Raw genomic sequence first — 24,432 nt, 5'->3', positions numbered from 1 at the left:
GAATCGGCCCCGGCGCCACGACCCGATCGGGCGATGGGCGATGATGCTGCCACCCCGACGCTGAGCCCGAGGAGACGTCGTGGCTGTGATGTCTTCGGATGCCCCCGCACCCGCGCCGGCCTTCGATCCGGCGCGGCTGTCGATGGCCAGGGAACTCGCCGGACTGCGCGGGCCGGAACTTGCCGAGGCCGTCGGCCTGACCCCCGCCGCGGTCTCCCGGTACGAACTGGGCCAGCTCCGCCCCGACCCCTGCACCCTCGCGCGCTGCGCCGACCGGCTCGGTGTCCGCGTCGGCTTCTTCGCCCCCGGCAGGCCTCACCTGCGCCTGGACACCGCCCACGCCCACTTCCGCTCCCTGTGCGCGATCGGCGCCGCTGAGCGCGCCCAAGCGCTCGCGCACGTGGAACTGCTGTGGGAGGTCGCCAACGCGCTCGACGAGGTGGCCGAGCTGCCCGCCGTCGATCTCGGCTGCCACCACGACGGCCCCGAGCGCACCGCGCACGCGATCCGCGGGGCGTGCGGCGTCGAGACCGGTCCCGTCCAGCACCTGGTCCGCGCCCTGGAAGCACGCGGCGTGGTCGTGACCCGATTACCGGCGACTGCCGGCACGAACGTCGGGGCGTTCTCCTGCGCGCTCCCCGACCGGCCGGTGATCGTGCTGACGGAACGGGAAGACCCCCTGCGCCAACGCTTCTCCGTCGCACACGAGCTCGGCCACCTGCTGCTGCACCCGGACGCGGCGCCGGGCTGCCGCGTGCACGAGTCGGAGGCCGACGCCTTCGCCGCCGAGTTCCTGACGCCCGCCGAGGAGATCGCCGGAACCTTCCCGCTGAACGCCGAACTGGACGCGGTGAAGGAACTCGCCGACGCGTACGGCGTCTCGGTCAAGGCGCTCGCCGCGCGTGCCCGCGGCCTCGGCCTGATGACCGACGCGGCGCACCGGCGACTGCTGACCGCGTTCGCCAAGCGCGGCTGGCGCACCGCGGAGCCGGTCGGCGGCGAGTACCCCGGCGAGCAGCCGAACCTGTTGTGCCGCGCCATGGTCCGCGCCGCGGAGCACGGCGTCGACCTGGCCGCGCTCGCCGTTCGCCTCCGCGTCGACACCGCGACGCTGCGCGGTCTCATAGGGTTCACCGAGCGGCACGAAGACGCCCCGCGAACGCTCCGCTTGGTGTGACGTTAGACCGCGGGCGCAGCGGTTTCACCGGACACGCGGTAGGCTCGGCGGTCGCGCCGATCGGATTTTCCTTTCGCAGGAAAGAAAAGCGCATCCCAGAGTTCGGAGGACGCGCCCATGACCGCGGTGCAGACGCTGGCTCCGGCCCTGTACGCGGGTTCGTCCGCGCCGCCGGAGCGCACGCTGCTCGACATCATCACCGAGACCGCCCGGCTGCACCCCACGGCCCACGCGCTGCGCGCGGGCTCGACCGCGCTGAGCTACCGGGCGTTGCTGGCCGAGGTCGACGAGCTGCGCGCTTCCCTTGCGGCAGAGGGGATCGGCGTCGGCGACCGGGTCGGCGTTCGCGTGCCCTCCGGGACGACGGACCTCTACGTCAGCATCCTCGCGGTGCTCGCGGCGGGCGCTGCCTACGTCCCCGTCGACGCCGAAGACCCGGACGAGCGGGCCGAGCTGGTCTTCGGCGAGGCGGGCGTGTGCGCGGTGCTGGGCGCGGGTCGCGAGCTGACCGTGGTCGGCACGCCGATGCGCGTCGCGGGCGAGCCGGGGCCCGACGACGACGCGTGGATCATCTTCACCTCGGGATCCACGGGAAAGCCGAAGGGCGTCGCGGTCAGCCACCGGTGCGCGGCGGCCTTCGTCGACGCCGAGGCCCGACTGTTCCTTGTGGACGAACCGATCGGCCCGGGAGACCGCGTGCTCGCGGGGCTGTCCGTGGCCTTCGACGCCTCGTGCGAGGAGATGTGGCTCGCCTGGCGGCACGGCGCGTGCCTGGTCGCCGCGCCGAGGGCGTTGGTGCGCACGGGAATGGACCTCGGACCGTGGCTGGTCGAGCACGAGATCACCGTGGTGTCCACCGTGCCGACGCTGGCCGCGCTGTGGCCCGCGGAGGCGCTGGACGAGGTGCGGCTGCTCATCTTCGGGGGTGAGGCGTGCCCGCCCGAACTCGCCGAGCGCGTCGCCGTGGAGGGCCGCGAGGTCTGGAACACCTACGGCCCCACCGAGGCGACCGTGGTGGCGTGCGGCGCGCAGCTGACCGGGGAGGGCCCGGTGCGCATCGGCCTCCCGCTGGACGGCTGGGAGCTGGCAGTGGTCGACGCCTCTGGCGAGCTGGTGCCCGTGGGCGGGTCCGGGGAGCTGGTGATCGGCGGCGTCGGGCTGGCGCGTTACCTGGACCCGGCCAAGGACGCGGAGAAGTACGCGCCGCTGCCGTCGCTGGGCTGGGAGCGTGCCTACCGCAGCGGTGACCTGGTCCGAGCGGAGCCGGAGGGCCTGGTCTTCCTCGGCAGAGCGGACGAACAGGTCAAGCTGGGCGGTCGCCGGATCGAGCTCGGCGAGGTCGACGCGGCGCTGCAGGCGCTGCCCGATGTGGCGGGTGCGGCGGCTGCCGTGCGCAGGACCAAGGGCGGCAACCAGATCCTCGTCGGCTATCTGGTGTCCACAGTGGACGGCTTCGACCAGGCCGCCGCGCTCGACCGGCTGCGCGCCGCGCTCCCGGCCGCGTTGGTGCCGCTGCTGGCGATCGTCGACACGTTGCCGACGCGCACCTCGGGCAAGGTCGACCGCAACGCGCTGCCGTGGCCGCTGCCCAGCACGACCGAGCAGGCTGCCGATCTGGACCCCACGCAGGCGTGGCTGGCCGAGCAGTGGGCCGAGGTGCTAGGCAGGCCCCCTGCCGACAAGGACACCGAGTTCTTCGCCAGCGGCGGCGGCAGTCTGGCGGCCGCGCAGCTGGTCTCACTCCTCCGGCAGCGCTATCCCAGCTGCTCCGTCAACGACGTCTACCAGCGCTCGACGGTCGGGGAGCTGGCCGCGCGGCTGGACGAGTTCAAGGCGACCGAGTCGGCCGAGCGCGTTGTGCTGCCGACCCGCCTGCGCACCGGGCTCGTGCAGATCGCGCTGCTCCCGGTGCTGCTGACCGTGGTGGCGATGCGGTGGGTCGTCGTGCTCACCGCCGCGAACAACGTGCTGGGCTGGGCGCCCGCCGTGTCGTGGTGGTGGGTGCTGGCGGGCTGGGCGGTGTTCATCAGCCCGCTCGGCCGCCTCGGGATCGCGGTCGGTGGCGCGCGGTTGCTGCTGCGCCGCCTGCGTCCGGGCTCCTATCCACGCGGCGGCAGTGTCCACTTGAGACTGTGGGCGGCCGAGAAGCTGGCGGAGCTCAGCGGCGCGGCCAAGCTCTCCGGCGCGTGGACGACGTACTACGCCAGGGCGCTGGGCGCGCGGATCGGTCAGGGCGTCGACCTCCACTCGGTGCCCCCGGTGACCGGCATGCTCAAGCTGGGCAAGGGAAGCGCGATCGAGCCCGAGGTCGACCTGTCCGGGCACTGGCTGGACGGCGATGTGCTGCACGTCGGCCGCATCCGCGTCGGCGCCGGCGCGACCGTCGGGGCACGCAGCACGCTGATGCCGGGCGCCCGTATCGGCAAACGCGCACAGATCGCGCCGGGCTCGTGCGTCCTGGGCTCCGTGCCCGCCGGGCAGCGCTGGGCGGGTGTGCCCGCGGCGCGCTCCGGCAAGGCGGCGCAGCGCTGGCCCGACGAGCGCCCCGAGCACAAGCGCCGCTGGGCGTTCACCTACAACGTGACGTCGTTCTTCCTGGACCTGCTGCCCGTCGTCGCCGCGATCCCGAGCCTGTTCGTCCTCGTGGCCTTCAACGGGTCGCTGCTGTCGGTTCCGCTGGTGACCGTGCTGTTCATGCTCGCCTACGCGCTGCTGGTCCTGGTCAGCGTGCGGCTGCTGAGCATCGGCCTGCGCGAGGGCTACCACCCCGTGCACGGGCGGATCGCGTGGCAGGCGTGGGCCACCGAGCGGCTGATGAACTCCGCACGCGTGGCGCTGTTCCCCTTGTACGCCAGCCTGTTCACGCCCGTGTGGCTGCGGGCGCTCGGCATGAAGGTCGGGCGGCGGGTCGAAGCTTCGACCGTGCTCGCGCTGCCGTCGATGACCACGGTCGGCGACGGTGCGTTCCTGGCCGACGACACGATGGTCGGCACCTACGAACTCGGCGGCGGGTGGATGCGGATCGCCGCCGCGAAGGTCGGCAAGCGCGCTTTCCTCGGAAACTCCGGCATGACCGCGCCGGGCCGCTCGGTGCCCAACCGCGGCCTCGTCGGCGTGCTCTCGGCGGCTCCGAAACGGGCGAAGGCGGGCAGTTCCTGGCTGGGCATGCCGCCGATGAAGCTGCCGCGCGTCGCGGAGACCGGAGACCAGAGCCGCACGTTCGACCCACCGCGCAGGCTCGTGATCGCGCGGGCGCTGGTCGAGCTGTGCCGGGTGATCCCGGTGATGTGCACCGTCGCGCTCGCGGTCGCCGTGCTCCGGGTGCTCCGGTCGACGCCGTCGTGGCTGGGTGGTTTCGTGCTGCTGGGCGCGGGCGTCATCGCCTGCGTGGTCGCCTGCCTGGCGAAGTGGTCGCTGGTCGGGCGGTTCGGCCGGATCGAACGTCCACTGTGGAGTTCCTTCGTGTGGCGCAACGAACTCGCGGACACCTTCGTCGAGGTGCTGGCGGTGCCGTGGCTGGTGGGCTCGGTCGGCGGCACCCCGGTGATGAACCTGTGGCTGCGCGGGCTCGGCGCGCGGATCGGGCGCGGCGCGTGGTGCGAGTCGTACTGGCTGCCGGAGGCGGACCTCGTGCGGATCGGCCGGGGCGCGACGGTCAACCGGGGGTGTGTCGTCCAGACCCACCTGTTCCATGATCGGATCATGCGGATGGACACGGTCACCCTCGGCGAAGGCGCGACGCTCGGGCCGCACGGCATCGCACTGCCGGGCACCACGATCGGCGCGCGGGCCACGGTCGGCCCGGCGTCGCTGATGATGAGCGGCGAGAGCGTCCCGCCGGACACCCGCTGGCTGGGCAACCCGATCGCGGCGTGGCGCACCGGGAAGGCCCGCAAGGGATGAAGCAGGTTCCGTACCTCGACGCGCACGGCGACGACAGCTACTCGGTCCTGCGCTACGACCTGCACCTCGACTACCGCCCGGGGGCCAACCGGCTCGCCGGGTGCGCGGTGATCACGGCGGTCGCGCGCACCGCGCTCAACGGTGTGAGCCTCGACTTCGGGCCGCTGCGGGTGGACCGGGTGCTCTTCGACGGCAAGCCGGTCCGCTACGCCCACCGGCTCGGCAAGCTGCGCGTGCGCCCGGGCCGTCTGGTCCCGGAAGGCGAGGAGTTCACCGTCGAGGTCCGCTACGCCGGGGTGCCGCGGCCGAACCGCGGCCACTGGGGCGAGATCGGCTGGACCCAGCTCTCCGACGGGGCTTTGGTGGCGAGCCAGCCGACCGGCGCCTCGTCGTGGTTCCCGTGCAACGACCGCCCCGCGGACAAGGCGGCGTACCGGATCTCGGTGACGACCGCGCCCGCCTACACCGTGATCGCGACCGGCACGCTGGTCTCCCGCTCCGGCACCACGTGGGTCTTCGAGCAACCGTCGCCGACGTCCACCTACCTCGTGTCCGTCCAAATTGGACGGTACGCGTCGGTCGAGCTCGCCGGGGCGCCCGTTCGCCAGCCCGCCGCCGTGCCCGCTCGGCTGGTGCGCGCGTTCCGCACCGACTTCGCCAACCAGCCGCGCATGCTCCAGGAGTTCTCCCGGCTGTTCGGCCCGTACCCGTTCGCCGCGTACGGGATCGTCGTGGTGGACGAGGAGCTGGACGTTCCGGTCGAGGCCCAGGGCATGTCGATCTTCGGGTCGAACCACGTCGACGGCAGGCGCGGCTCGGAACGCCTGGTGGCGCACGAGCTGGCGCACCAGTGGTTCGGCAACAGCGTGACGGCTGCCGACTGGCGGCACATCTGGCTGCACGAAGGCTTCGCGACCTACGCGGAGTGGTTGTGGGCCGAGGCTTCCGGCCGCTCAGCGCACGAGCCGGCGCTGCGCTCGCACGCGAAACTCGCGCGGCTCCCCCAGGACATCGCGATCGGAGCGCCCGGAGCGCGGCGCATCTTCGACGACCGCGTGTACGAACGCGGCGCGCTCACCCTCCACGCGCTGCGGCGGGTCATGGGCGACGACCCGTTCTTCCGCCTGCTCCGCGAATGGACCGCGACCCACCGCCACTCCACCGCGACCACCGAGGACTTCACCGCGCTGGCCGAACGCATCTCCCCCGCGCCGATCCGCCCCGTGCTCCACTCCTGGCTCCACGAAACCCGCCTCCCCGCCCTCTGATCCTCAGCGGCGGAACGCGTCGGCGTGGCGCTGCGCCCAGGCGGAGAAGGGGCTGCCGGGACGGCCGACCACGTTCTCCACGGTCTTGAGGGGCTCGGTCGCGGTCTGCTCCAACGAGGTGAACCAGTCGATCATGTCCTGCGGCACGCCGAGGTTGCGCCAGTACTCGGCGGTCTCCTCCTCGGACAGCGCCACGAACCCGACCTCGCGGCCGATCACCTCGCCGATGACGCGGGCCTGCTCGGCGGGCGTGATCAGCTCCGGACCGGTCACCTCGTAGATCTCGCCCGAGTGCCCGTCCTCCAGCAGCGCGGTCACCGCGACGGCGGCGGTGTCGATCTCGTCGACCGGCATGCCGGGCACGGCACCGGAGGGAGCGCGGACGACCTCACCCGCGCGGATCGCATCCGCCCAGCCGAGCGCGTTCGCCATGAACTCGCCGGGCCGCACGATCGTCCACTCCAGACCGGACGCCCGCACGGCGCGCTCGGCGACCAGCTCCTCCGCGTGGTGGTAGCCCGCCGGACCGGTGTCGTCGGTGGCGTCGTCGAGCGCCATCGAGGACAGCACCACGATGCGCCGCACTCCCGCGCGGACCGCGGTCTCCACGGCCTGGTTCGCGTTGGCCGGGAACAGGAACATGCGCTCCACCCCCGCGAACGCCTCGGCCGGGAGGTCGGCCAGATCGCCCCGGACGACCTCCACCCCGGCGGGGAGGTTCGCGGTCGCCGGGGTGCGCGTCACCGCCCGGACGGCCCGGCCCGCGCCGAGCAGCTGCGCCACCACGGCCCGGCCCACATTGCCGGTCGCACCGGTCACCAAGATCGTCATCCCTGCCTCTCCCGTCGAAACTTCGTACAAGGTACGGAGTTTTAGGATGGGCCGTCAACCGGAGGAGGAGCGAGCATGAGCCCTGCCGAGTACAGCGGCCTTGGCGATCCGGAGCGCAGCATCGCGCTGCTGTGGGGCAAGGCCGGGACGCCGACCCGGGGCCCCAAGCAGCGGCTCACCGTGGAGCGGGTGGTCGCCACCGCGATCGAGATCGCCGACGTGGACGGCCTCGACGGCCTGTCCATGCGCAAGGTCGCCGAGCGGCTCGGCGTCGGCACGATGTCGCTCTACACCTACGTGCCCGCGAAGGCCGAACTCGTCGACCTCATGCTCGACCGCGCGACCGGCGAGGTGCGCCGCCCCGACGAGGGCACGGGGTGGCGGGAACGGCTGGAGCTGTTCGCCCGCGAGCACTGGCAGCTCTACCACCGGCACCCGTGGATGCTCCAGGTGACCGGGCACCGGCCGGTGCTGGGCCCCAACGAGCTGCGGGCCTACGACGACGCGCTGGGCGCGCTCGCCGAAGCCGGGCTCGACGAACGCGACATGGTCGGCGTCGTCGACCTCGTCGAGGGCTACGTGCGCGGGAAAGCCCGCAACTCCGTCGACTCCGCGCAGGCCGAGCGGCGCACCGGGGTCAGCGACGACCAGTGGTGGACCGCGCGCCAGTTCTTCTGGGAGAAGCACTTCGAGCGCGCGGACTACCCGAATTTGACCAGAGTTCTGGACGCGGACGCGTTCAGCCGGCAGGGCGGCGCGTTCGAGTTCGGCCTGGCCAGGACGCTCGACGGGATCGCGCGCTACCTCGCCGACCGGGGCTGACTCCACTTTTTTGCGCATACCCGGGCCAACGGGGCCAATGGGACGCTTCGGGCAAACCCGAGGAGGATTCCCTGTGCTTCGGTCACCGACGATCGCCCTGCTCGTCGCGACGCTGATCGGGTCCGCGGTACCCGCCGTCGCCACCCCCGCCGCCAATCCGGCGCCCACCCCCATCGCCTGGGGCCCCTGCCCCGAGGACGCACTGACCTTCGTGCCGCCGGAGCACCGCTTCCGGTACAGCTGCGGCACCCTGGCCGTCCCGCTCGACCACGCCAGGCCGAGCGGCAGCAAGATCAACCTGATGGTGCTGCGCCGCGCGGCGTCCAAGCCCGCGGAGCGGATCGGCTCGGTGCTGATCAACCCCGGTGGCCCCGGTGCCGACGGGCTGCTGCTGGCGACCATCCCGAGCGTGCTGTTCCCGTCGACCGTGCCCGAGCGCTTCGACCTGATCGGGTTCGACCCGCGTGGTGTCGGCAGGAGCAACCCGCTGCAGTGCTTCACCACCCAGGAGAGCGCGGACGCGCTGCGCGCGCGGATGACGCAGGTCCCGGCGACCGACCAGCAGATCAAGTCCACTATGGACGCTTACGCGGAGTACGGCCGCGGCTGCGGCAAGGTCGGCGGGCCGATCATCGAGCATCTGTCCACCGAGGACACTGCACGGGACATGGACCTGCTCCGGGCCGCGCTCGGCGAGCAGAAGCTGACCTACGTCGGCCTCTCCTACGGGACGCTGCTCGGCGCGACCTACGCGAACCTGTTCCCCGGCAAGGTGCGCGCGATGCTCCTCGACGGCGCGGTCGACCCCTCGCTGCGCACCAACGACGGGCTGCGCTACGACCGCGAGCGGGCGCTGGCCTTCGAGCACGCGCTGACGGCTTTCCTCAAGCGCTGCAAGGAGGAAGGTCCGAAGTGCGCGTTCAGCGAGGGTGACCCGCGCGCCAAGTTCGACGCGATCCGCGAGCGGCTGCGCAAAGGCGGCGGCCCGATCACCCTGAGCCAGTTCGTGGCGAAGGTCGGCGACGCGCTGGAGAAGATCCCGCTGTCCGGTCCCGTGGACCTGGCGAAGCTGGCGACCGAACTCCAGCAGCTGCACACCGCACCCGAACAGTACGTCGCCGAGCGGACCGCGGACGCCCCGTACAAGGACCACGACGCCTTCTACGGCATCAACTGCTCCGACAAGCCGCTCCCGAGGACGCCGTCCCTGGTCCCCACTACCGCGACGGCGTGGGAACGCGACGCGCCGACCTTCGGGCGCAGACAGGCTTTCCACGACTTCGTCGGCTGCGCGCACTGGCCGGTCACCGCGAAGAAGGTCTACCGGGGACCGTGGAACGCCAAGACCGCGGCGCCGGTGCTGGTCATCGGCATCTACAACGACCCGGCGACCTCGTACACCTTCTCCAAGCGGATGGCGGCCCAGCTCGGCAACGCGCGGCTGCTCGACGTGGACGCGTTCGGGCACACCAGCCTCGGGTCCAGCACGTGCGTGGACAGCGCCGCGGAGAAGTACCTGACCAACGGGGAACTCCCCGCCCCCGGGCTGGTCTGCAAGCCGAACCGGCAGCCGTTCTGATCGCTTGACCTCAACCTCGGTTGGGTTTCTAGCGTCGTCCCCGAGACGAACCACGATCGAGGAGACGACATGCGCGCGATCCGGCAGTACGAGTTCGGCCCGGCGGAGAACCTGCTCTACCAGGAGGTTCCCGATCCGGAGCCGGACGAGGGCCAGGTCCGGATCCGGGTGGCCGCGTCGGGGGTGCACCTGCTCGACACGACCATCCGGTCCGGGACCGGCGGCGGTCCGATGCCACTGCCCGAGCTGCCGATGACCCCCGGCCGCGAGGTCGCCGGGGTGGTCGACGCGCTCGGCCCGGGCACCGACCCGGCCTGGCTCGGCCGCCGCGTCGTCGCGCACCTCGGCATGGCCAGCGGCGGCTACGCGGAACTGGCCGTGGCGAACGCGGAATCGCTCTACGAGATCCCGGAAGGCGTCGAGGACGGCGCGGCGGTGGCCATGATCGGCACCGGCCGCACCACCATGGCCGTCCTCGACGCCGCCGCGGTCACCGCCGCAGATGTCGTGCTCGTGACCGCGGCGGCGGGCGGCATCGGCAACCTCCTCGTCCAGCACGCGCGCAACGTCGGCGCGACCGTCGTCGGCCTCGCGGGCGGTTCGGCGAAGGTCGAGGTGGTGCGCGGGCTCGGTGCGGAGATCGCCGTGGACTACACCCAGGAGGACTGGGCGGCACAGGTGCGTTCCGAACTCGGAGAGCGCACGGTCACCCTGGTGCTCGACAGCGTCGGCGGTGCGATCGGCCAGGCCTCGCTCGGCCTGCTCGGCGCGGGCGGGCGGATCTACTTCTTCGGGTGGTCGGCGGGCGAGTCCACCAAGCTCACCCAGGACGACCTGTGGGCGAAGAGCATCACCGCGGGTGTTGCGATCGGCCCCGCGATGATCCAGCGGGCGGGCGGTCTCCGCGCCCTGGAGCGGCGCGCGATGGACGCGCTGGCCAAGGGCGAGCTCGTGCCGCTGGTGAACCCGCCGTTCCCGCTCAGCGACGCCGCCGCCGCGCACACCGCGTTGGTCGGCCGCGCCACCACCGGCAAGGTCGTCCTCACCCCGTGACCCCCGGACGCACCGAATGACTCATTCAGTGCGAAACGTCGGGGTGGGTGGTGGCGCGTTCGATGATGGTGCGCATCGCCAACGCGATGTCCTCGCCGGTCGGGGCGCGTTCCGGGTCGAGCAGGCGCTGCACCATCAAGCCCTGCATCAGCGCGACGTAGAACGCGCCCACCGCGCGGTCGGCCCGCTCGTCCCCCGGCTCCGGCCCGGGGCCGAACAGCTGGGCGAAGGAGCCCCGGGCCAGCTCGACGTCGTTGGACAGCCGCCGCTTCAGCTCGGGCAGCCGTTCGGCCTGGTTGAGCGCCTCGAAGGTCGACACCCACAGGTTGCGGTGCTCGCCGAGCGAGGCGACGACGGCCTTCCACAGCGACTCGAACCGCTCCATGAACGGGGCGTCGGGGTCGGGGTCCCACATCTTGTTGACGGCCTCGGCCCACTCCTCGGTCGCCTCGATCAGCGCCGCGGTCAGCAGCGCTTCTTTGGAACCGAAGTGATATCCGATGGAGGCCAGGTTGGCGCCGGACACCGCGACGATGTCCCTGGCCGTCGTGCGTGCGTAGCCCCGCTCGTACAGACACTGCTTCGCCCCGGCGAGCAGTTCTTCACGATGTCCCACGGAGTGAGCCTATCCATTCATACGTACGTACGCGCCCGTGCGTCCCGCGCTCCGTTCACCGGCTCAAGTAAGTTCCTGGTGAACCACTCCGATCATGGGAGCGCAGGAGTTGAACCAGCCGCGACACGGGCTTCCGGCCACCCACCCACAGCGGTACCAGCAGTGGGAGGTCGACGACGCGCACCTGCGGGCCACGAGTGGCCACTACGCGCAGTGGCGTGCCGGCCTGAGCAGGGCGTTGTGGGCGGCGTTCCCGGTGCTGGCGCTGAGCGCGTGGGCGCTGACCGGACCGTGGTGGGCGATCGTTCTCGGCGTGGTCGGGGCCCTGGTCGCGATCGGCGGACTGGTGCTGGTGCTCGCCGGGCGCAGGCAGCCGTGGCGGCCCTACCAGGGCGGGCAGGTGGTCCCCGGGGTCGTGCTGGAGGTCGGCAAGGACGGCCGGGCCGCGGTGCTGGTGATGGCCGAGATGTCGCGCACCCCCACGACCGTGCCACGCTTCGCGTTGCGCCTGGTGCAGCTTCCCGGCGGCGCGATGTGGTCGCCCGGCGAGCGCATCCCGTGCGTCGCGTTCGACCTCAGCGGCAAGAAGTCGGCCTACTGGTCGAACTTCGACGCCGCCCCGGTCTCCTGGGCCATCGCGGACGCGCAGGTGCTGCGCGAGGTCGGCTCGTCGATCGACGCGGCGGAGTGGGTGCTGCTCGGCGACCTCGCCCACGGCGCGGGCCAGCTCAAGGGCAAGGACCGGCCGATGGTGCTGCCCGCGGACAAGCTGCCGACGGAGCTGCGCTACCCGCGGCAGCGCTTCGGCATCGAGCTGGCGTGGGACGACCGCGGCCAGCCGCACGTCTCCCCGGAGGCGGTGCCGGTGTTCCCGCTGATCAGGGGAACGGCGTGGTCGCCGAAGAACGGTCAGCGCCGCCTGGACTTCCAGCCCGACCGCGGCCACGCGCGCCGGTACAACGAGATCTACCGGCGCGGGGACCGGCCCTGGCTGCTCACCGTCGGGATCACCAGCGCCGTGCTCGCGGCCACCGGTGCCTCGTTCGTCCTCAGTGGACAGCTGTGGGGCTACATCGCGGGCGGCGCGCTGCTCGGCCTGGCCCTGCTCGGCGGACTCTTCCTGGCGCGGGCGCGGCGCACCAACGGCAGCCCGCACCAGTACTTCCGCCGGGGCGTGCTGTGCCCCGGGATGATCTCCCACGTGGACAGCAAGGGCGCGGCGACCGTGCTGGTGCTGGCCGATGTGACCACCACGGGCGACGTCCCCCGGCGGTTCGCGCTGCACACGCTGCGCGCGGAGAACCTGCCGGGGCACCGGATCGCGGTCGGCGAACGGGTCCCGGTGACCTGCCGGTTCTCCAGCAGCCCGGACCACCCGTGGGCGCGCATGGGCTACTGGGACTTCGTGGTCGCGGTGCCCGTGGCCTGGGGCACCCCGGATCCGGCGACGATCACCCGCGCCGTCGAGGAGATCGACGAGATCGAGTGGGCCTACCTGCAGCACAACCTGGAACGGGCGCAGATCGTCTCCGGGACCACCGACCACACCATCCTGCTCACCCACGAGGAACTGCCACACCGCCTGCGGGGCCTCACCGTGCCGCGGGAGTGAACGGGGTGGGGCTAGCCCCACCAGCGGTGTGCGGGTCGCCGGATGGAACGGGCAGCGCCGAACACGACAGGCTTGAGCCATGACCTCGAACGCGACCGGCATCGACCGGTACCAGCCGGTCCCGGTGACCTGGGCCCAGGCCCGCAGGGATTTCGGCTACCTGATTCCCGGCCTGTTCATCGGGCTGGCCACGTTCATCCCGCTGATGGTCACCTTCTGGCTGGGCGTCGGCCTGACGGTGATCTGGGTCGGCATCGCGATCCTCGCCGGCTGCCTGGCCGCCGCGCGCGGCTTCGCCTCCGGTGAGCGCGCGCGGGTCCGCTGGCTCTACCGCCGCGAGCTGCCGCCGACGTACTACCGCCGCAACGAGGGGCGCGGCTTCGGCAGGCTCTGGCGGTCGCTGCACGATCCGCAGTCCTGGCGGGAGCTGCTGTTCGGCATCATCCAGCTGCCCGTCCGCATCGTCGGGTGGGTGTTCACGGTGACGTGGTCGGCCGTCGCGCTCGGCGGGATCAGCTACCCCCTGTGGGAGTGGGCGCTGCCCGAGGGCAACGTGCACCTGTTCGCGCTGCTCGGCTACGACTCGGAGTTCATCCACCTCACCGGGTACGTGGCGATCGGGCTGTTCTTCGCGCTGACGCTGCCGTACGTGCTGCGCGGGCTGGCCGCGTTCGACTCCGGCATGGTCCGCCTGATGCTGACCAACGAGGCCGCCGCGCTGCGCGCCCGCGCCGAGCAGCTGACCACCAGCCGCACGGCCGCCGTGCAGGCCGAGGCGCAGACGCTGCGGCGGGTCGAGCGGGACATCCACGACGGGCCGCAGCAGCGCCTGGTGCGGCTGAACATGGACCTCGAAGCGGTGCGCCGCAGGCTCGACGACGACCCCGAGGCAGCGCGGCCGCTGGTCGAGGAAGCCCTTGTGCAGAGCCAGGAAGCGCTCTCGGAGCTGCGCGCGGTCTCCCGCGGCATCGCCCCGCCGATCCTCACCGACCGCGGCCTGCGCGCGGCGCTCACGGCGACCGCGGCGCGCTGTCCCGTCGAGGTCTCGCTGGACATCGACCTGGAGACCGGCGCGCGGCTTCCCGAGGCGGTGGAGAACGCGGCCTACTTCGTGGTCAGCGAGGCTTTGACCAACGTCGCCAAGCACTCCGGCGCTTCCCTGTGCACGGTCACGGTGAAGCGCGACGCGCAGGTGCTGCTGCTCCAGGTCCGCGACAACGGCAAGGGCGGAGCGCACCTCGGCAAGGGCCACGGCCTCGCCGGGCTGGCGGACCGCCTCGCCGCGGTGGACGGCCGCCTCGACATCGCCAGCCCCTCGGGCGGGCCGACCGTCCTCACCGCGGACATTCCCCTGACCTGAACGGTGCGCACGGGTAGCGTGACCCCTCGGATTCGAGAGGGGTGGCGCGGTGCGCGTTGTGTTGGCCGAGGACTCCGTCCTGCTGCGCGAGGGCCTGGTCCGGTTGCTCGGCGAGGCCGGGGCGACCGTCGTGGCCGCGGTGGGCGACGGCGACTCGCTGGTCCACGCCGTGGCCGAGCACCGGCCGGACATCGCGGTCGTGGACGTCCGGATGCCACCGTCGTTCACCGATGAGGGCCTGCGCGCCGCGATGCGCGCCCGGTCGGTCGTCCCCGGTCTCGGCGTCCTGGTGCTCTCGCAGTACGTGGAGGAGTCCTACGCCTCCGATCTGCTCGCCGAGGCGGGCAGTCCCGGTTCCGGTGGAGTCGGCTACCTGTTGAAGGACCGGATCTCCAAGCTCGACGAGCTGTCCGACGCCCTGCACCGGGTGGCCGACGGCGGCACCGTGCTCGACCCCGAGGTGGTCGCCGGGTTGTTCGCGCTGCGCCGCCGCAACGACCCGCTGACCGAGCTGACGCCGAGGGAGCGCGAGGTGCTGGCGCTGATGGCGGAGGGCCGCACCAACACGGCCATCGCCCGCACGCTCTCGGTCAGCGGCGGCGCGGTGGAGAAGCACATCTCGTCGATCTTCACCAAGCTCACGCTGCCCCCGTCCAACGACGACCACCGCCGCGTCCTGGCCGTCCTGGCCTGGCTGAAGGCCTAGGTCACCAGGCCGATCACGGCCATCACCGCGAACAGCACGCCGAGCGCGACGAGCTGCCCGACCCAGCCGTGACCGATCAGCTCACGACGGCGTTCCGGCCTGACGCGGGCGGCGGAGGCGAAGCCCAGCCCGACCACGCCGATCAGCAGCGGGCACAGTCCGCAGCTCACCTTGGTCAGCAGCCTCAGCTCGCGGTCGAGGTCGGCGGTGTACCGCAACCGCAGCCACGAGCGCACGCCAGTCACCGCCGCGGCGAGCACGCCGAGCAAGAGGAAGAGGGCCAAGTACCGCGAGATGACCGCGGCTACCACGAACGCGACCGCCAGCAGCATCGTCGCGCCGGTGGAGATGGGCCATTTCGGGAACGGGGAGAGATCGCGTCCGGCGTTCCGCAGGCTGTCCCTGGCCGCGGCGCTCAGCGGTGCCGCGTAGTCCCACGCGCTCGGCGACGACGTCGGGGTGGAGGTGTGGGGTGTCGGGCCGGGGTCGGTCGTCGGAATCCCCCCGGACTGGACGTCCCTGGTCCACCCGGTCTCCGCGCTCCACCACCGCCGTTGTCCGTTGTCGTCTTCATACCACCCGGGTTGATGCACGCCGCCGACGCTGCCGCCCGGATGGTTGATCATCCAGGGGCGTGCGGGGTTGATAATCAACGGATTGACACCGTGCCTGGTGGGAGAGTTGATGAACGGTCGGACTGGCCGCCCGGAGAACCCCGTGGACCCGGCGGACGGGCCCCTGGCGCGGTTCGCCCACGAGCTGCGGGAGGTGCGCGAGCGCGCAGGCCGGCCGAGCTACCAGGAGCTGGCGAAGCGGTCCCGCGCCGTCGGCCGCCCGTACTCGGTGTCCACCCTGCGCAACGCGGCGTCCGGCACGACCTGGCCCACCGAGGACGTGACCGAGGCGTTCGTCCGGGCCTGCGCCCACTACGCGGATTCGCCCGCCGAGGCGACCGTCGAGCGCCTCCTCGACCTCCGGCAGCAGCTGTCCGCTCCAGCTCCCGAGCCCACCCCTGCCCGAGCTCGGCCGCGCTGGTTGTTCCCTGTCGCCGCCGCGATCTGCTGTTCGGTGCTGGCGATCGGCATCATGCTGGTCCCCGGTGACAGCGGCGGGTCAGCCTCGGCGGCACCGCAGACGATCACCGCCGGCCCCGCCGACGTCGCACTGTCGGGCACGTGCCGCGACCCCGTCTACGCCGGGCGCGTCACCGCCGAGGTGCGGCCCTGCATCGCCGTCGTCGACGACCAGCTGCGGACGAGCGTCCTGGTCCGGGCAACGGCTCCGACACCTGAGGTCACGGTGCACGTCTGGTTGCACGACGCCGTGGGCCGGGCCGCGCTGAAGGGCACGCTGCGCTCGTGCCGCGTGATCTTCGAGGAGGCCGGGCACAGCGCGCTGTGCGGCCCGTTCGCGGTGGACGCTCCGGAGAACCGGGTCTACTCCACGGCGGTCAGCGTCGAGTACGGGACGCCGGACGCCCCGGCGGTGTGGGGCGACGCGAAGGCGACCGGCACGCAGAGCCCCGTGCTGCCCTGGCGCGTCGGCAAGCGCTGATCCCGAGTTCGGCGGCGTCACGAGGGCGCGCGGTACCGTGGGGTGGCCGGGAGGAGTTCTCATGACGGCTCTGTCGCATGACATGTTGTACCCGCCACCGGACGGTTGGACCCTCGCCGACGTGCAGGCCTTGCCGGAAGACTGCCGTGTCGAAGTCCTCGACGGAGCCCTCATCGTGAACCCGCTCCCCTTGCCCGTCCGCCAGCGCATCATCCGCCGCCTCTCCGCGGCGCTGGAGCCGCAGCTGGCCGAGGGGTGGCAGCTGGAGATCGACATCGACGTCATGCTGGCCGAGGACCCCTTGGACTACCTCAGCCCGGACGTCGTCGTCTTCGACGCCGCGATCCCGCTGACCACGCGGCCCATCCCGGGAAACGCGATCCTGCTCGCGGTGGAGGTCGTGTCCAGGGGGTCGCGCCGCGAGGACCGCGGTTCCAAGCCGCTCGCGTACGCGGAGGCCGGGATCCCCCACTTCTGGCGCATCGAGAGCCCGGCCAGCGGCGCGCTGGCCATCACCGCGCACACCTTCGAGCTGGACGAGGGCTCCGGCGAGTACCGCGAGACCGGTGCGCACCATCCGCGCCTGGCCACGACGCTGGTCACCCCCGTCGACATCGATCTCACCGCACTGAGCTGAGCGACCACTCGCATGAGCGGGCTCACAGGGCCGGCCGGTACCCGTTCACTTGGAAGTCCTACTATTTTATTTCCGAGCTTCTACCGTCGGCCCGAGGAGTGCGCCGTGTCCGATCTGCACGTACCCGTGAACCCGGTGCGCTTCGTGACCGCGGCGAGCCTGTTCGACGGGCACGACGCGTCGATCAACATCATGCGGCGCATCCTGCAGGCCCAGGGCGCGGAGGTGATCCACCTCGGGCACAACCGCTCGGTCGACGAGATCGTCACCGCGGCGATCCAGGAGGACGTCCAGGGCATCGCGATCAGCTCCTACCAGGGCGGGCACGTCGAGTTCTTCGGCTACCTGGTTGACCTGCTGCGCGAGCGCGGGGCCGGGCACGTCCGGGTCTACGGCGGCGGGGGCGGGGTGATCGTGGCCGAGGAGATCGCGCAGCTGCACGAGCGCGGCGTCGCGCGGATCTTCTCCCCCGAGGACGGTCAGACCATGGGCCTGGCCAAGATGGTCAACTCCATGGTCGCCGCCTGCGACGTCGAGCTGGAGCCGCGGCCGCTGACCGGGGTCTTCCACGGCGAGCAGGCCGCGCTGGCCAGGGCGATCACCCGGATCGAGCGGGGCGGGCTGAGCGAGGACGAGCGCGCCGAGCTGCAGAAGGCCGCCGCCACGGACGTCCCGGTGCTCGGCATCACCGGCACCGGCGGCTCCGGCAAGTCCTCGCTGACCGACGAGCTGGTCCGCCGGTTCCGCATCGACCAGCAGGACAAGCTGCGGATCGCGGTGATCGCGGTCGACCCGAGCCGCCGCAAGGGCGGTGGCGCGCTGCTGGGCGACCGCATCCGGATGAACTGCCTCGACGGCGACCGGATCTTCTTCCGCTCCCTGGCCACCAGGGGCGCCGGGACCGAGCTGCCGACCGGCCTCGCCGACGTGATCGCCGCGTGCAAGGCCGCCGGGCACGACCTGGTGATCGTGGAGACCCCGGGCATCGGCCAGGGCGACGCCGCGATCGTGCCGTTCGTCGACGCCTCGCTGTACGTGATGACGCCGGAGTTCGGCGCCGCGTCGCAGCTGGAGAAGATCGACATGCTGGACTTCGCCGACGCCGTGGCGATCAACAAGTACGAGCGCAGGGGCGCCGAGGACGCGCGCCGCGACGTGGCGCGCCAGCTGGTGCGCAACCGCGAGGCGTTCGGCACTCCCCCGGACGAGATGCCGGTCTTCGGCACGAGCGCGGCGACCTTCAACGACGACGGCGTGACCGCGCTCTACCAGTTCCTGCGCGACACGCTGTCCGCGCACGGGCTCAAGGCGGCCGAGGGCGTGCTGCCGCAGGTCACCGGCAAGGCGTCCACCCGGATCGCGCAGATCATCCCGTCCTCGCGGGTGCGCTACCTCGCCGAGATCGCCGAGTCGGTGCGCGGCTACCACGTCGAGACCGCCGAGCAGGTGGAGATCGCCCGCCGCCGCCAGCAGCTCGCCGCCAGCAAAGCCCTGGTGGAAAAGCGAAGTGGCGAGACCGACGTGCTGGAGCAGCTGCACGCCGAAGCCGACCGGGAGCTGGCTGCGGACAGCCACGCGCTGCTGGAGGACTGGCCGAGGACGGTCGAGGCGTACTCGGCCGACGAGCTGGTGGTGAAGGTCAGGGACAAGGAGCTGCGGACCCAGCTGTGGCGGGAAAGTCTTTCCGGATCGAGGATCCCGCGCGTGGCGCTGCCCCGCTACGGCGACCACGGCGAACTGCTGCGGTTCCTCCGCGAGGAGAACCTGCCGGGCCGGTTCCCGTTCACCGCAGGGGTCTTCCCGTTCAAGCGGGACGGTGAGGACCCGGCGCGGATGTTCGCGGGCGAGGGCGATCCCTTCCGCACCAACCGCCGCTTCCACTTCCTGTCGTCGGACTCCAAGGCCACCAGGCTCTCCACCGCATTCGACTCGGTCACCCTCTACGGCCGCGACCCCGACGAGCGCCCCGACATCTACGGCAAGGTCGGCACCTCCGGCGTCTCCATCGCCACGCTCGACGACATGAAGGTGCTCTACGACGGCTTCGACCTGTGCTCGCCGAGCACGTCGGTGTCGATGACGATCAACGGCCCCGCGCCGACGATCCTGGCCTTCTTCCTCAACACCGCGCTCGACCAGCAGGTCGAGAAGTTCACCGAGGACAACGGGCGCGCGCCCACCGGGGCCGAGACGGAGGAGATCGCCAGGAAGGTGTTCAGCACGGTGCGCGGCACGGTGCAGGCCGACATCCTCAAGGAGGACCAGGGCCAGAACACCTGCATCTTCTCCACCGAGTTCTCGCTGCGGATGATGGGCGACATCCAGGAGTGGTTCATCGCCAACGGGGTCCGCAACTTCTACTCGGTGTCGATCTCCGGCTACCACATCGCCGAGGCCGGGGCGAACCCGATCAGCCAGCTGGCCTTCACCCTGGCCAACGGCTTCACCTACGTGGAGTCCTACCTGGCGCGCGGGATGGACATCGACGACTTCGCGCCGAACCTGTCGTTCTTCTTCTCCAACGGCATGGACCCGGAGTACTCGGTGCTCGGCCGGGTGGCGCGGCGGATCTGGGCGGTGGCGATGAAGCACCGCTACGGCGGGAACGAGCGCTCGCAGAAGCTGAAGTACCACGTGCAGACCTCGGGCCGGTCGCTGCACGCGCAGGAGATGGACTTCAACGACATCCGCACCACGCTGCAGGCGCTGATCGCGATCTACGACAACTGCAACAGCCTGCACACCAACGCCTTCGACGAGGCGGTGACCACGCCGACCGAGGACTCCGTGCGCCGCGCGCTGGCCATCCAGATGATCATCAACAGCGAGTGGGGCCTCGCCCGCAACGAGAACCCGTTGCAGGGCGCCTTCATCATCGACGAGCTCACCGACCTGGTCGAGGAGGCCGTGCTGGTGGAGTTCGACCGGATCAGCGAGCGCGGCGGCGTGCTGGGCGCGATGGAGACCGGCTACCAGCGCGGGCGCATCCAGGACGAGTCCATGCTCTACGAGCACCGCAAGCACGACGGCTCGCTGCCGATCATCGGCGTGAACACCTTCCGCAACCCGCGCGGGTCCGAGGCGGCCGGGCCGATCGAGCTGGCGCGGGGCACCGAGGCGGAGAAGCAGTCCCAGCTCACCCGGTTGCGGGAGTTCCACCGGAACAACGCCGACACCGCCGAGGCCGCGCTGAAGCGGCTGCGCGAGGTGGCGATGGGTGACGGCAACGTGTTCGCCGAGCTGATGCGGGCCGCGCGGGTGTGCTCGCTCGGCCAGATCACCGAGGCGTTCTTCGAAGTCGGCGGCCAGTATCGTCGGAACGTCTGAGTTTCGTTTTGTGGAGTTCGCGAAGGGTGAAGACGTGAGCGTCAGCAAGGTCGGTGTGGTCGGTTCGGGCCTGATGGGCGCGGGCATCGCCGAGGTGTGCCTGCGCGCCGGGCTGGACGTCGTGGTCAGCGAGGTCAACTCGACCGCGGCCGACGCGGGCCGCGCCCGGATCACCAAGTCGATCGACCGCGCGGTCAGCAAGGGCAAGATGGCCGAGGACGAGCGCGACGCGGTGCTCGGCCGCCTGCGGATGACCACCGACCTGGGCGAGTTCGCCGACCGGGACCTGGTGATCGAGGCGGTCGCCGAGCACGAGCAGACCAAGGTCGACGTCTTCGCCACCCTGGACAAGGTGGTCACCCGGCCGGACGCGATCTTCGCGTCGAACACCTCGTCCATCCCGATCATGAAGCTCGGCATGGCGACGCAGCGGCCCGAGCAGGTCATCGGCATCCACTTCTTCAACCCGGTGCCGGTGCTGAAGCTGGTCGAGCTGGTCACCTCGCTGCTCACCGGCGAGGAGACCTCCCGCCGCGCCGAGGAGTTCGCCGCGAACGTCCTGGGCAAGCAGGTGATCCGGTCGCAGGACCGCGCGGGCTTCATCGTCAACGCGCTGCTGATCCCCTACCTGCTGTCGGCGATCCGGATGCTGGAGTCGGGCTTCGCCTCCGCCGACGACATCGACAACGGCATGGTGCTCGGCTGCGCCCACCCGATGGGCCCGCTGCGCCTGGCCGACCTGATCGGCCTGGACACCACCAAGGCGATCGCGGAGTCGCTGTACGCGGAGTTCAAGGAAGCCCTCTACTCCCCGCCGCCCCTGCTGCTGCGCATGGTGGACGCGGGCCTGCTCGGGAAGAAGTCCGGGCGAGGTTTCTACGACTACTCGGCGTAGTGCGGCGGTTCGGGGAGTACTTCGTCATCGCGGTGGGCGCCGGGCTCGAAGCGCCCACACTGCGCGAGGTGTACGACGGCGTAGGGCTCGGGGAGCGCGTCGACGACGTCTGCGCGCGGCTGGGCACCGAGGAACGGCGGGTCGGCGCGTCGATCCTGTTCCAGGGCTACACGGCGCGGGTGTGGTCGCCGCTGCTCGGTGCCGTGGCGCTCGGCCTTCCCGTGCCCGCACTGCCCGCTGACGAGATCCACTGGGCGACGAGCGGCTTCACCACCGCTGCCCCGTTGCCGAGCGCCACGGGGACGATCGCGGAGATCGCCCTCGACGAGCACTTCGCGCCCATGGTGTCGGCCCTCCGCAGTGAAGTGGCGGAGGGCCTGCTGTGGGGCAACGCCGCGTCCTCACTCGTGGGCACGCTGAAGGTGATCGCCAATGCCGGCGAGCTGGACCAGCGGACCTGGGACACCGCGATGGACGTGCTCGCCGACCCACGACTGAGCGCGGCCGGGGACTTCACCGACACCGGCTACAGGCGGCGGAGCTGCTGCCTCTACTACCGCGTGCCCAACGGTGGCCTCTGCGGTGACTGCTCGCTCAACCGCGCGTAGCCGCAGCGCGCGTTCAGGATGAGGACGTACACCGCGAGAACCGTGATCTCCGCGAGCCGGTTGAACAAGGTTCGCAAGCACCCCTTGCGCTGAAACGAAAAGCGCCGGGCAGAGCGGCCTGATCCGTCCTGCCCGCTGATCGGACCGGCTAGCTCAGGGAGAGCGAGCAGGAGCCGGACGCCGTGGTCCGGACGCCGTTCTCGGTGACGGTGAGATCGAGGGTGTAGGTGCGCTTGTACGGGCGCGGTTCGTCCGGCGCGCCGGTGCCCTTGACGAGCCGGGCCCGCTCGGTCCACGTGCCGGTGCCGTTCGCGCGCTCGCGGCGCGGCGTGCCCATGGCCGCGGCGCCGAGCCCGTGATCGGCCCATTCCTCCACAATGGACTGATCGATGCGGACCTCGACCGCGGCCCGCTTGCCGTGCCCGGAGCTGGTGGCGGTGTAGCTCACGCTCCAGGTCGCGGCGTCGCAGACCGGCGTGATCGAGGCGGTGGGCGCGGCGTGCGCGGGACCGGCGAGCACGGGCAGCAGGAGAACGGCGCCCAGCGGCGCGAGAAGCCTTGACACCCCGCCGAAGCTAGCGCTCGGGCCCCCGCTCCGTCGCCTCACGATCGGGTGGTTCCCTCCGGAGCACGGCCACTCCTGCGTCCAGGTCCACCGTGCTGTGCGGCGGGGCCCCGTCGTCGGCGTCGTCGCGCATCATCGACTGGCTGTTCCGCTCGTCGATCTTGTGCCGCTGCCCGGAGTCGAAGGCGGCACCGAACTCCTCGAAGCCCACTTCGGCGAAGCTGGGCGCCTCCGTGGACCGCGTCCGCCACGGCAGGAGGCTGCGCCTGCGCGCCCACAGGCCGAACCGCTCCAGCGCGGCGAGCACGACCAGCAGCACGGCGAGCCCCGGCAGGGTCAGCGCGAACAACACCTCCACGCCGGGGCAACGACCCGAACCACGCGAAGGTTCCTGATCAGGCCACCGGGACGAGCAGCACCGGCGCGCTGGTCGGCCGCGCGGACCCGCCCGCGGGCTCCAGCGTCACCCCGATCTTGCTCACCCCCGCGGTCGGGAACACCATCGGCTCGTGCTTGCCGGAGTGCGTCCGCGCCATGAGGCCGAGCGAGACGGCACCGGCATCGGAGATCGCCCACGCCTGCAGGTCGTTGCCCGCCCGGGGAGCCGGGACCTGGTCACCGGCCAGCAACACGGCCTTGCCCAGCAGCTTGGACGAGACCACCTTGCCGTTCCCGGCGACCTCCGTGCGGGCGTCGGGGGCGCTGACGATGGCCGTCACCTGCTCCATCAGCGCGCGTTCACGGGTCAGCTCCTGGTTCGCGGTGAGCACGCCGATCCCGAACACCACGGCGGCGAGCACGCTGGCCGCGGCCAGCAACGAGACGACGGGCATCGCCCACGTCCGCGCGCGGGGCAGCGCGGCCGGCGGCGGCGCGAGCGGGGACTGCTGCCGCGTCCTGGCCACCTCGGCGAGCACCTTGGCGCGCAGGCCGGGCGGCGGCGCGGTCGCGGCGGCCAGCCCGAGGTGGGCGGCGGTGCGCTCCAGTTCTCTGGTCTCCCGCTCGCAGTCCGGGCACACGGCCATGTGCCGCTCGAACTCGCGGCGCTCGTCCTCATCGAGGGCGTTCATGGCGTAAGCGCCGGTCAGCGTGTGCACGTCAGGGTTCATCACGCCACCCCCAGGCAGTCGCGCAGCCGGATCAACCCGTCCCGCAACCGAGTCTTGATCGTCCCCAACGGGGAGCCGAGCAGTTCGGCGACCTCGCGGTAGGTGTAGCCCCGGTAGTAGGCGAGCAGCACGGCCTCGCGTTGCAGATCGGTCAGCGCCTTCAAGCAGACGCGCACCTGCTCGCGCTCCAACCGGGCGGTGACCTGTTCGGCGACCTCGTCGAAGGGGCGCTCGGCTCCCAGTCGTCCCGCCCTGTCCTCGCGGTCGGCGCTGGACTGCGCGGAGCGCACGCGGTCGACCGCGCGCCGGTGTGCCACGGTCAGCGCCCAGGTCAGCACGGACCCCTTGTCCGGCGCGTAGCGCGTCGCGGTGCGCCACAACTCCACCAGCACCTCCTGGGCGACCTCCTCGGACTGCGCCTGGTCCCGCAGGACGCGCAGCACGACGCCGTAGATCGGCCCCGCCAGGACCTCGTAGAGCTGGCCGAACGCGGCCTCGTCTCCCCGAGCCACCCGCTGCACCAGGTCCTCCGGCGTCGGTGCCGCGACACCGCCAGGATCGTGCAGCTGACTCACTGCTCGCGCTCGGTCACGCATGACCACCCCTTTCGACCAGGCCGCCGTCCACTCCCGTCCTTCGGAGCCGGAGCCGGGCCGGATTGGTCCCTGGACGCTACTCGAGATTTCACGGATCGGTAAGGAAATCCGCGCGCGCGTGTGCGTACGTTCCCTTCATGAGCGAAAAGAAGCATGGGCTCCACCATTCGAGTGAGCCGCAAAACCAGACCCATCCGTTCCCGGAACAGCCGCG

General features: G+C 71.6%; 21 protein-coding genes. 14 read left to right on the top strand and 7 right to left on the bottom strand.

Annotated features, from left to right (window positions below):
• The first annotated feature begins 88 nt into the window (after positions 1-88).
• The 3 genes from BLT28_RS33235 (at position 89) to BLT28_RS33225 (ending at position 6,348) form a co-directional block, all read left to right on the top strand.
• Entirely contained in the window at positions 89-1,177 is a 1,089-nt protein-coding gene (locus BLT28_RS33235; protein ID WP_063766509.1) for a helix-turn-helix domain-containing protein, read from the top strand.
• A 117-nt stretch (positions 1,178-1,294) separates the two neighbouring features.
• Positions 1,295-5,080: a Pls/PosA family non-ribosomal peptide synthetase gene (locus tag BLT28_RS33230; protein ID WP_030426708.1), complete on the top strand. Its 3,786-nt coding sequence runs from the start codon at positions 1,295-1,297 to the stop codon at positions 5,078-5,080.
• Entirely contained in the window at positions 5,077-6,348 is a 1,272-nt protein-coding gene (locus BLT28_RS33225; protein ID WP_030426709.1) for a M1 family metallopeptidase, read from the top strand. Before BLT28_RS33230 ends, BLT28_RS33225 begins: the two co-directional genes overlap by 4 nt.
• A gap of 3 nt (positions 6,349-6,351) precedes the next feature.
• Here the strand turns inward: BLT28_RS33225 and BLT28_RS33220 are convergent, their stop codons facing one another.
• Entirely contained in the window at positions 6,352-7,179 is an 828-nt protein-coding gene (locus BLT28_RS33220) for an NAD(P)H-binding protein (protein WP_030426710.1), read from the bottom strand.
• Between the two features lie 75 nt (positions 7,180-7,254).
• On the opposite strand from BLT28_RS33220, the gene BLT28_RS33215 reads away from it, so the two are divergent.
• The 3 genes from BLT28_RS33215 to BLT28_RS33205 all read left to right on the top strand — a co-directional run bounded on the left by BLT28_RS33215 (position 7,255) and on the right by BLT28_RS33205 (position 10,633).
• Positions 7,255-8,001, top strand: coding sequence for a TetR/AcrR family transcriptional regulator (locus BLT28_RS33215; RefSeq protein WP_030426711.1), 747 nt, complete (start codon positions 7,255-7,257; stop codon positions 7,999-8,001).
• A 73-nt stretch (positions 8,002-8,074) separates the two neighbouring features.
• Positions 8,075-9,580: an alpha/beta hydrolase gene (locus tag BLT28_RS33210; protein ID WP_030426712.1), complete on the top strand. Its 1,506-nt coding sequence runs from the start codon at positions 8,075-8,077 to the stop codon at positions 9,578-9,580.
• A gap of 69 nt (positions 9,581-9,649) precedes the next feature.
• Positions 9,650-10,633, top strand: coding sequence for a zinc-binding dehydrogenase (locus BLT28_RS33205; protein WP_030426713.1), 984 nt, complete (start codon positions 9,650-9,652; stop codon positions 10,631-10,633).
• A 25-nt stretch (positions 10,634-10,658) separates the two neighbouring features.
• Here BLT28_RS33205 and BLT28_RS33200 read toward each other — a convergent pair whose 3' ends face one another.
• The gene (locus BLT28_RS33200; RefSeq protein WP_030426714.1) at positions 10,659-11,249 is read right to left on the bottom strand and encodes a TetR/AcrR family transcriptional regulator; all 591 of its coding nucleotides are present in this window, start codon (positions 11,247-11,249) and stop codon (positions 10,659-10,661) included.
• Positions 11,250-11,358: 109 nt separating this feature from the next.
• On the opposite strand from BLT28_RS33200, the gene BLT28_RS33195 reads away from it, so the two are divergent.
• The 3 genes from BLT28_RS33195 to BLT28_RS33185 all read left to right on the top strand — a co-directional run bounded on the left by BLT28_RS33195 (position 11,359) and on the right by BLT28_RS33185 (position 14,927).
• Complete coding sequence (locus tag BLT28_RS33195; RefSeq protein ID WP_162184779.1) at positions 11,359-12,861, top strand: DUF3239 domain-containing protein; 1,503 nt, start codon at positions 11,359-11,361, stop codon at positions 12,859-12,861.
• A 79-nt stretch (positions 12,862-12,940) separates the two neighbouring features.
• Complete coding sequence (locus tag BLT28_RS33190) at positions 12,941-14,221, top strand: sensor histidine kinase (protein WP_030426716.1); 1,281 nt, start codon at positions 12,941-12,943, stop codon at positions 14,219-14,221.
• A 49-nt stretch (positions 14,222-14,270) separates the two neighbouring features.
• Entirely contained in the window at positions 14,271-14,927 is a 657-nt protein-coding gene (locus BLT28_RS33185; protein WP_030426717.1) for a response regulator transcription factor, read from the top strand.
• Here BLT28_RS33185 and BLT28_RS33180 read toward each other — a convergent pair.
• Complete coding sequence (locus BLT28_RS33180) at positions 14,924-15,520, bottom strand: hypothetical protein (RefSeq protein ID WP_156050402.1); 597 nt, start codon at positions 15,518-15,520, stop codon at positions 14,924-14,926. The genes BLT28_RS33185 and BLT28_RS33180 overlap by 4 nt on opposite strands.
• A gap of 91 nt (positions 15,521-15,611) precedes the next feature.
• On the opposite strand from BLT28_RS33180, the gene BLT28_RS40600 reads away from it, so the two are divergent.
• The 5 genes from BLT28_RS40600 to BLT28_RS33155 all read left to right on the top strand — a co-directional run bounded on the left by BLT28_RS40600 (position 15,612) and on the right by BLT28_RS33155 (position 21,948).
• Complete coding sequence (locus tag BLT28_RS40600) at positions 15,612-16,481, top strand: helix-turn-helix domain-containing protein (protein WP_156050404.1); 870 nt, start codon at positions 15,612-15,614, stop codon at positions 16,479-16,481.
• Between the two features lie 61 nt (positions 16,482-16,542).
• A complete protein-coding gene (locus BLT28_RS33170; RefSeq protein WP_030426720.1) occupies positions 16,543-17,118 on the top strand; it encodes a Uma2 family endonuclease in 576 nt (191 codons plus the stop codon).
• Positions 17,119-17,223: 105 nt separating this feature from the next.
• Positions 17,224-20,445 carry a fused isobutyryl-CoA mutase/GTPase IcmF gene (icmF, locus tag BLT28_RS33165; protein ID WP_030426721.1) on the top strand — a complete coding sequence of 1,074 codons (3,222 nt, stop codon included), beginning with the start codon at positions 17,224-17,226 and terminating at the stop codon, positions 20,443-20,445.
• A gap of 34 nt (positions 20,446-20,479) precedes the next feature.
• Positions 20,480-21,340, top strand: coding sequence for a 3-hydroxybutyryl-CoA dehydrogenase (locus BLT28_RS33160; protein WP_043810127.1), 861 nt, complete (start codon positions 20,480-20,482; stop codon positions 21,338-21,340).
• A complete protein-coding gene (locus tag BLT28_RS33155; protein ID WP_052406746.1) occupies positions 21,340-21,948 on the top strand; it encodes a (2Fe-2S)-binding protein in 609 nt (202 codons plus the stop codon). The genes BLT28_RS33160 and BLT28_RS33155 overlap by 1 nt, the downstream gene beginning before the upstream one ends.
• 148 nt (positions 21,949-22,096) lie before the next feature.
• Here BLT28_RS33155 and BLT28_RS33150 read toward each other — a convergent pair whose 3' ends face one another.
• From BLT28_RS33150 to sigK, 4 genes are read right to left on the bottom strand one after another with little or no spacing between them, the layout of a single operon-like run.
• Positions 22,097-22,513 (bottom strand): hypothetical protein, encoded by a 417-nt coding sequence (locus BLT28_RS33150; protein WP_030426724.1) that lies wholly within the window; start codon positions 22,511-22,513, stop codon positions 22,097-22,099.
• 10 nt (positions 22,514-22,523) lie between these two features.
• Positions 22,524-22,871, bottom strand: a complete 348-nt coding sequence (locus tag BLT28_RS33145; RefSeq protein WP_052406747.1) for a DUF6191 domain-containing protein — start codon at positions 22,869-22,871, stop codon at positions 22,524-22,526.
• Positions 22,872-22,908: 37 nt separating this feature from the next.
• Positions 22,909-23,622, bottom strand: coding sequence for an anti-sigma factor (locus BLT28_RS33140; RefSeq protein WP_030426726.1), 714 nt, complete (start codon positions 23,620-23,622; stop codon positions 22,909-22,911).
• Positions 23,622-24,218 carry an ECF RNA polymerase sigma factor SigK gene (sigK, locus tag BLT28_RS33135; protein WP_030426727.1) on the bottom strand — a complete coding sequence of 199 codons (597 nt, stop codon included), beginning with the start codon at positions 24,216-24,218 and terminating at the stop codon, positions 23,622-23,624. Before sigK ends, BLT28_RS33140 begins: the two co-directional genes overlap by 1 nt.
• Between the last annotated feature and the right edge of the window lie 214 nt (positions 24,219-24,432).

It is taken from the genome of Allokutzneria albata (assembly GCF_900103775.1).
GTDB lineage: Bacteria > Actinomycetota > Actinomycetes > Mycobacteriales > Pseudonocardiaceae > Allokutzneria > Allokutzneria albata.
The sequence above is the reverse complement of the archived record's forward strand: the minus strand, read 5'-3'. Positions and strand labels throughout refer to the sequence as shown.

Bases quoted from the DNA above. Each gene is read 5' to 3' on its own strand.
- BLT28_RS33235 (WP_063766509.1), top strand. From the start codon at position 89: ATGTCTTCGGATGCCCCCGCACCCGCGCCGGCCTTCGATCCGGCGCGG.
- BLT28_RS33190 (WP_030426716.1), top strand. From the start codon at position 12,941: ATGACCTCGAACGCGACCGGCATCGACCGGTACCAGCCGGTCCCGGTG.
- sigK (WP_030426727.1), bottom strand. From the start codon at position 24,218: ATGCGTGACCGAGCGCGAGCAGTGAGTCAGCTGCACGATCCTGGCGGT.
- BLT28_RS33215 (WP_030426711.1), top strand. From the start codon at position 7,255: ATGAGCCCTGCCGAGTACAGCGGCCTTGGCGATCCGGAGCGCAGCATC.
- BLT28_RS33205 (WP_030426713.1), top strand. From the start codon at position 9,650: ATGCGCGCGATCCGGCAGTACGAGTTCGGCCCGGCGGAGAACCTGCTC.
- BLT28_RS33225 (WP_030426709.1), top strand. From the start codon at position 5,077: ATGAAGCAGGTTCCGTACCTCGACGCGCACGGCGACGACAGCTACTCG.
- BLT28_RS33230 (WP_030426708.1), top strand. From the start codon at position 1,295: ATGACCGCGGTGCAGACGCTGGCTCCGGCCCTGTACGCGGGTTCGTCC.
- BLT28_RS40600 (WP_156050404.1), top strand. From the start codon at position 15,612: ATGAACGGTCGGACTGGCCGCCCGGAGAACCCCGTGGACCCGGCGGAC.
- BLT28_RS33220 (WP_030426710.1), bottom strand. From the start codon at position 7,179: ATGACGATCTTGGTGACCGGTGCGACCGGCAATGTGGGCCGGGCCGTG.
- BLT28_RS33170 (WP_030426720.1), top strand. From the start codon at position 16,543: ATGACGGCTCTGTCGCATGACATGTTGTACCCGCCACCGGACGGTTGG.
- BLT28_RS33140 (WP_030426726.1), bottom strand. From the start codon at position 23,622: ATGAACCCTGACGTGCACACGCTGACCGGCGCTTACGCCATGAACGCC.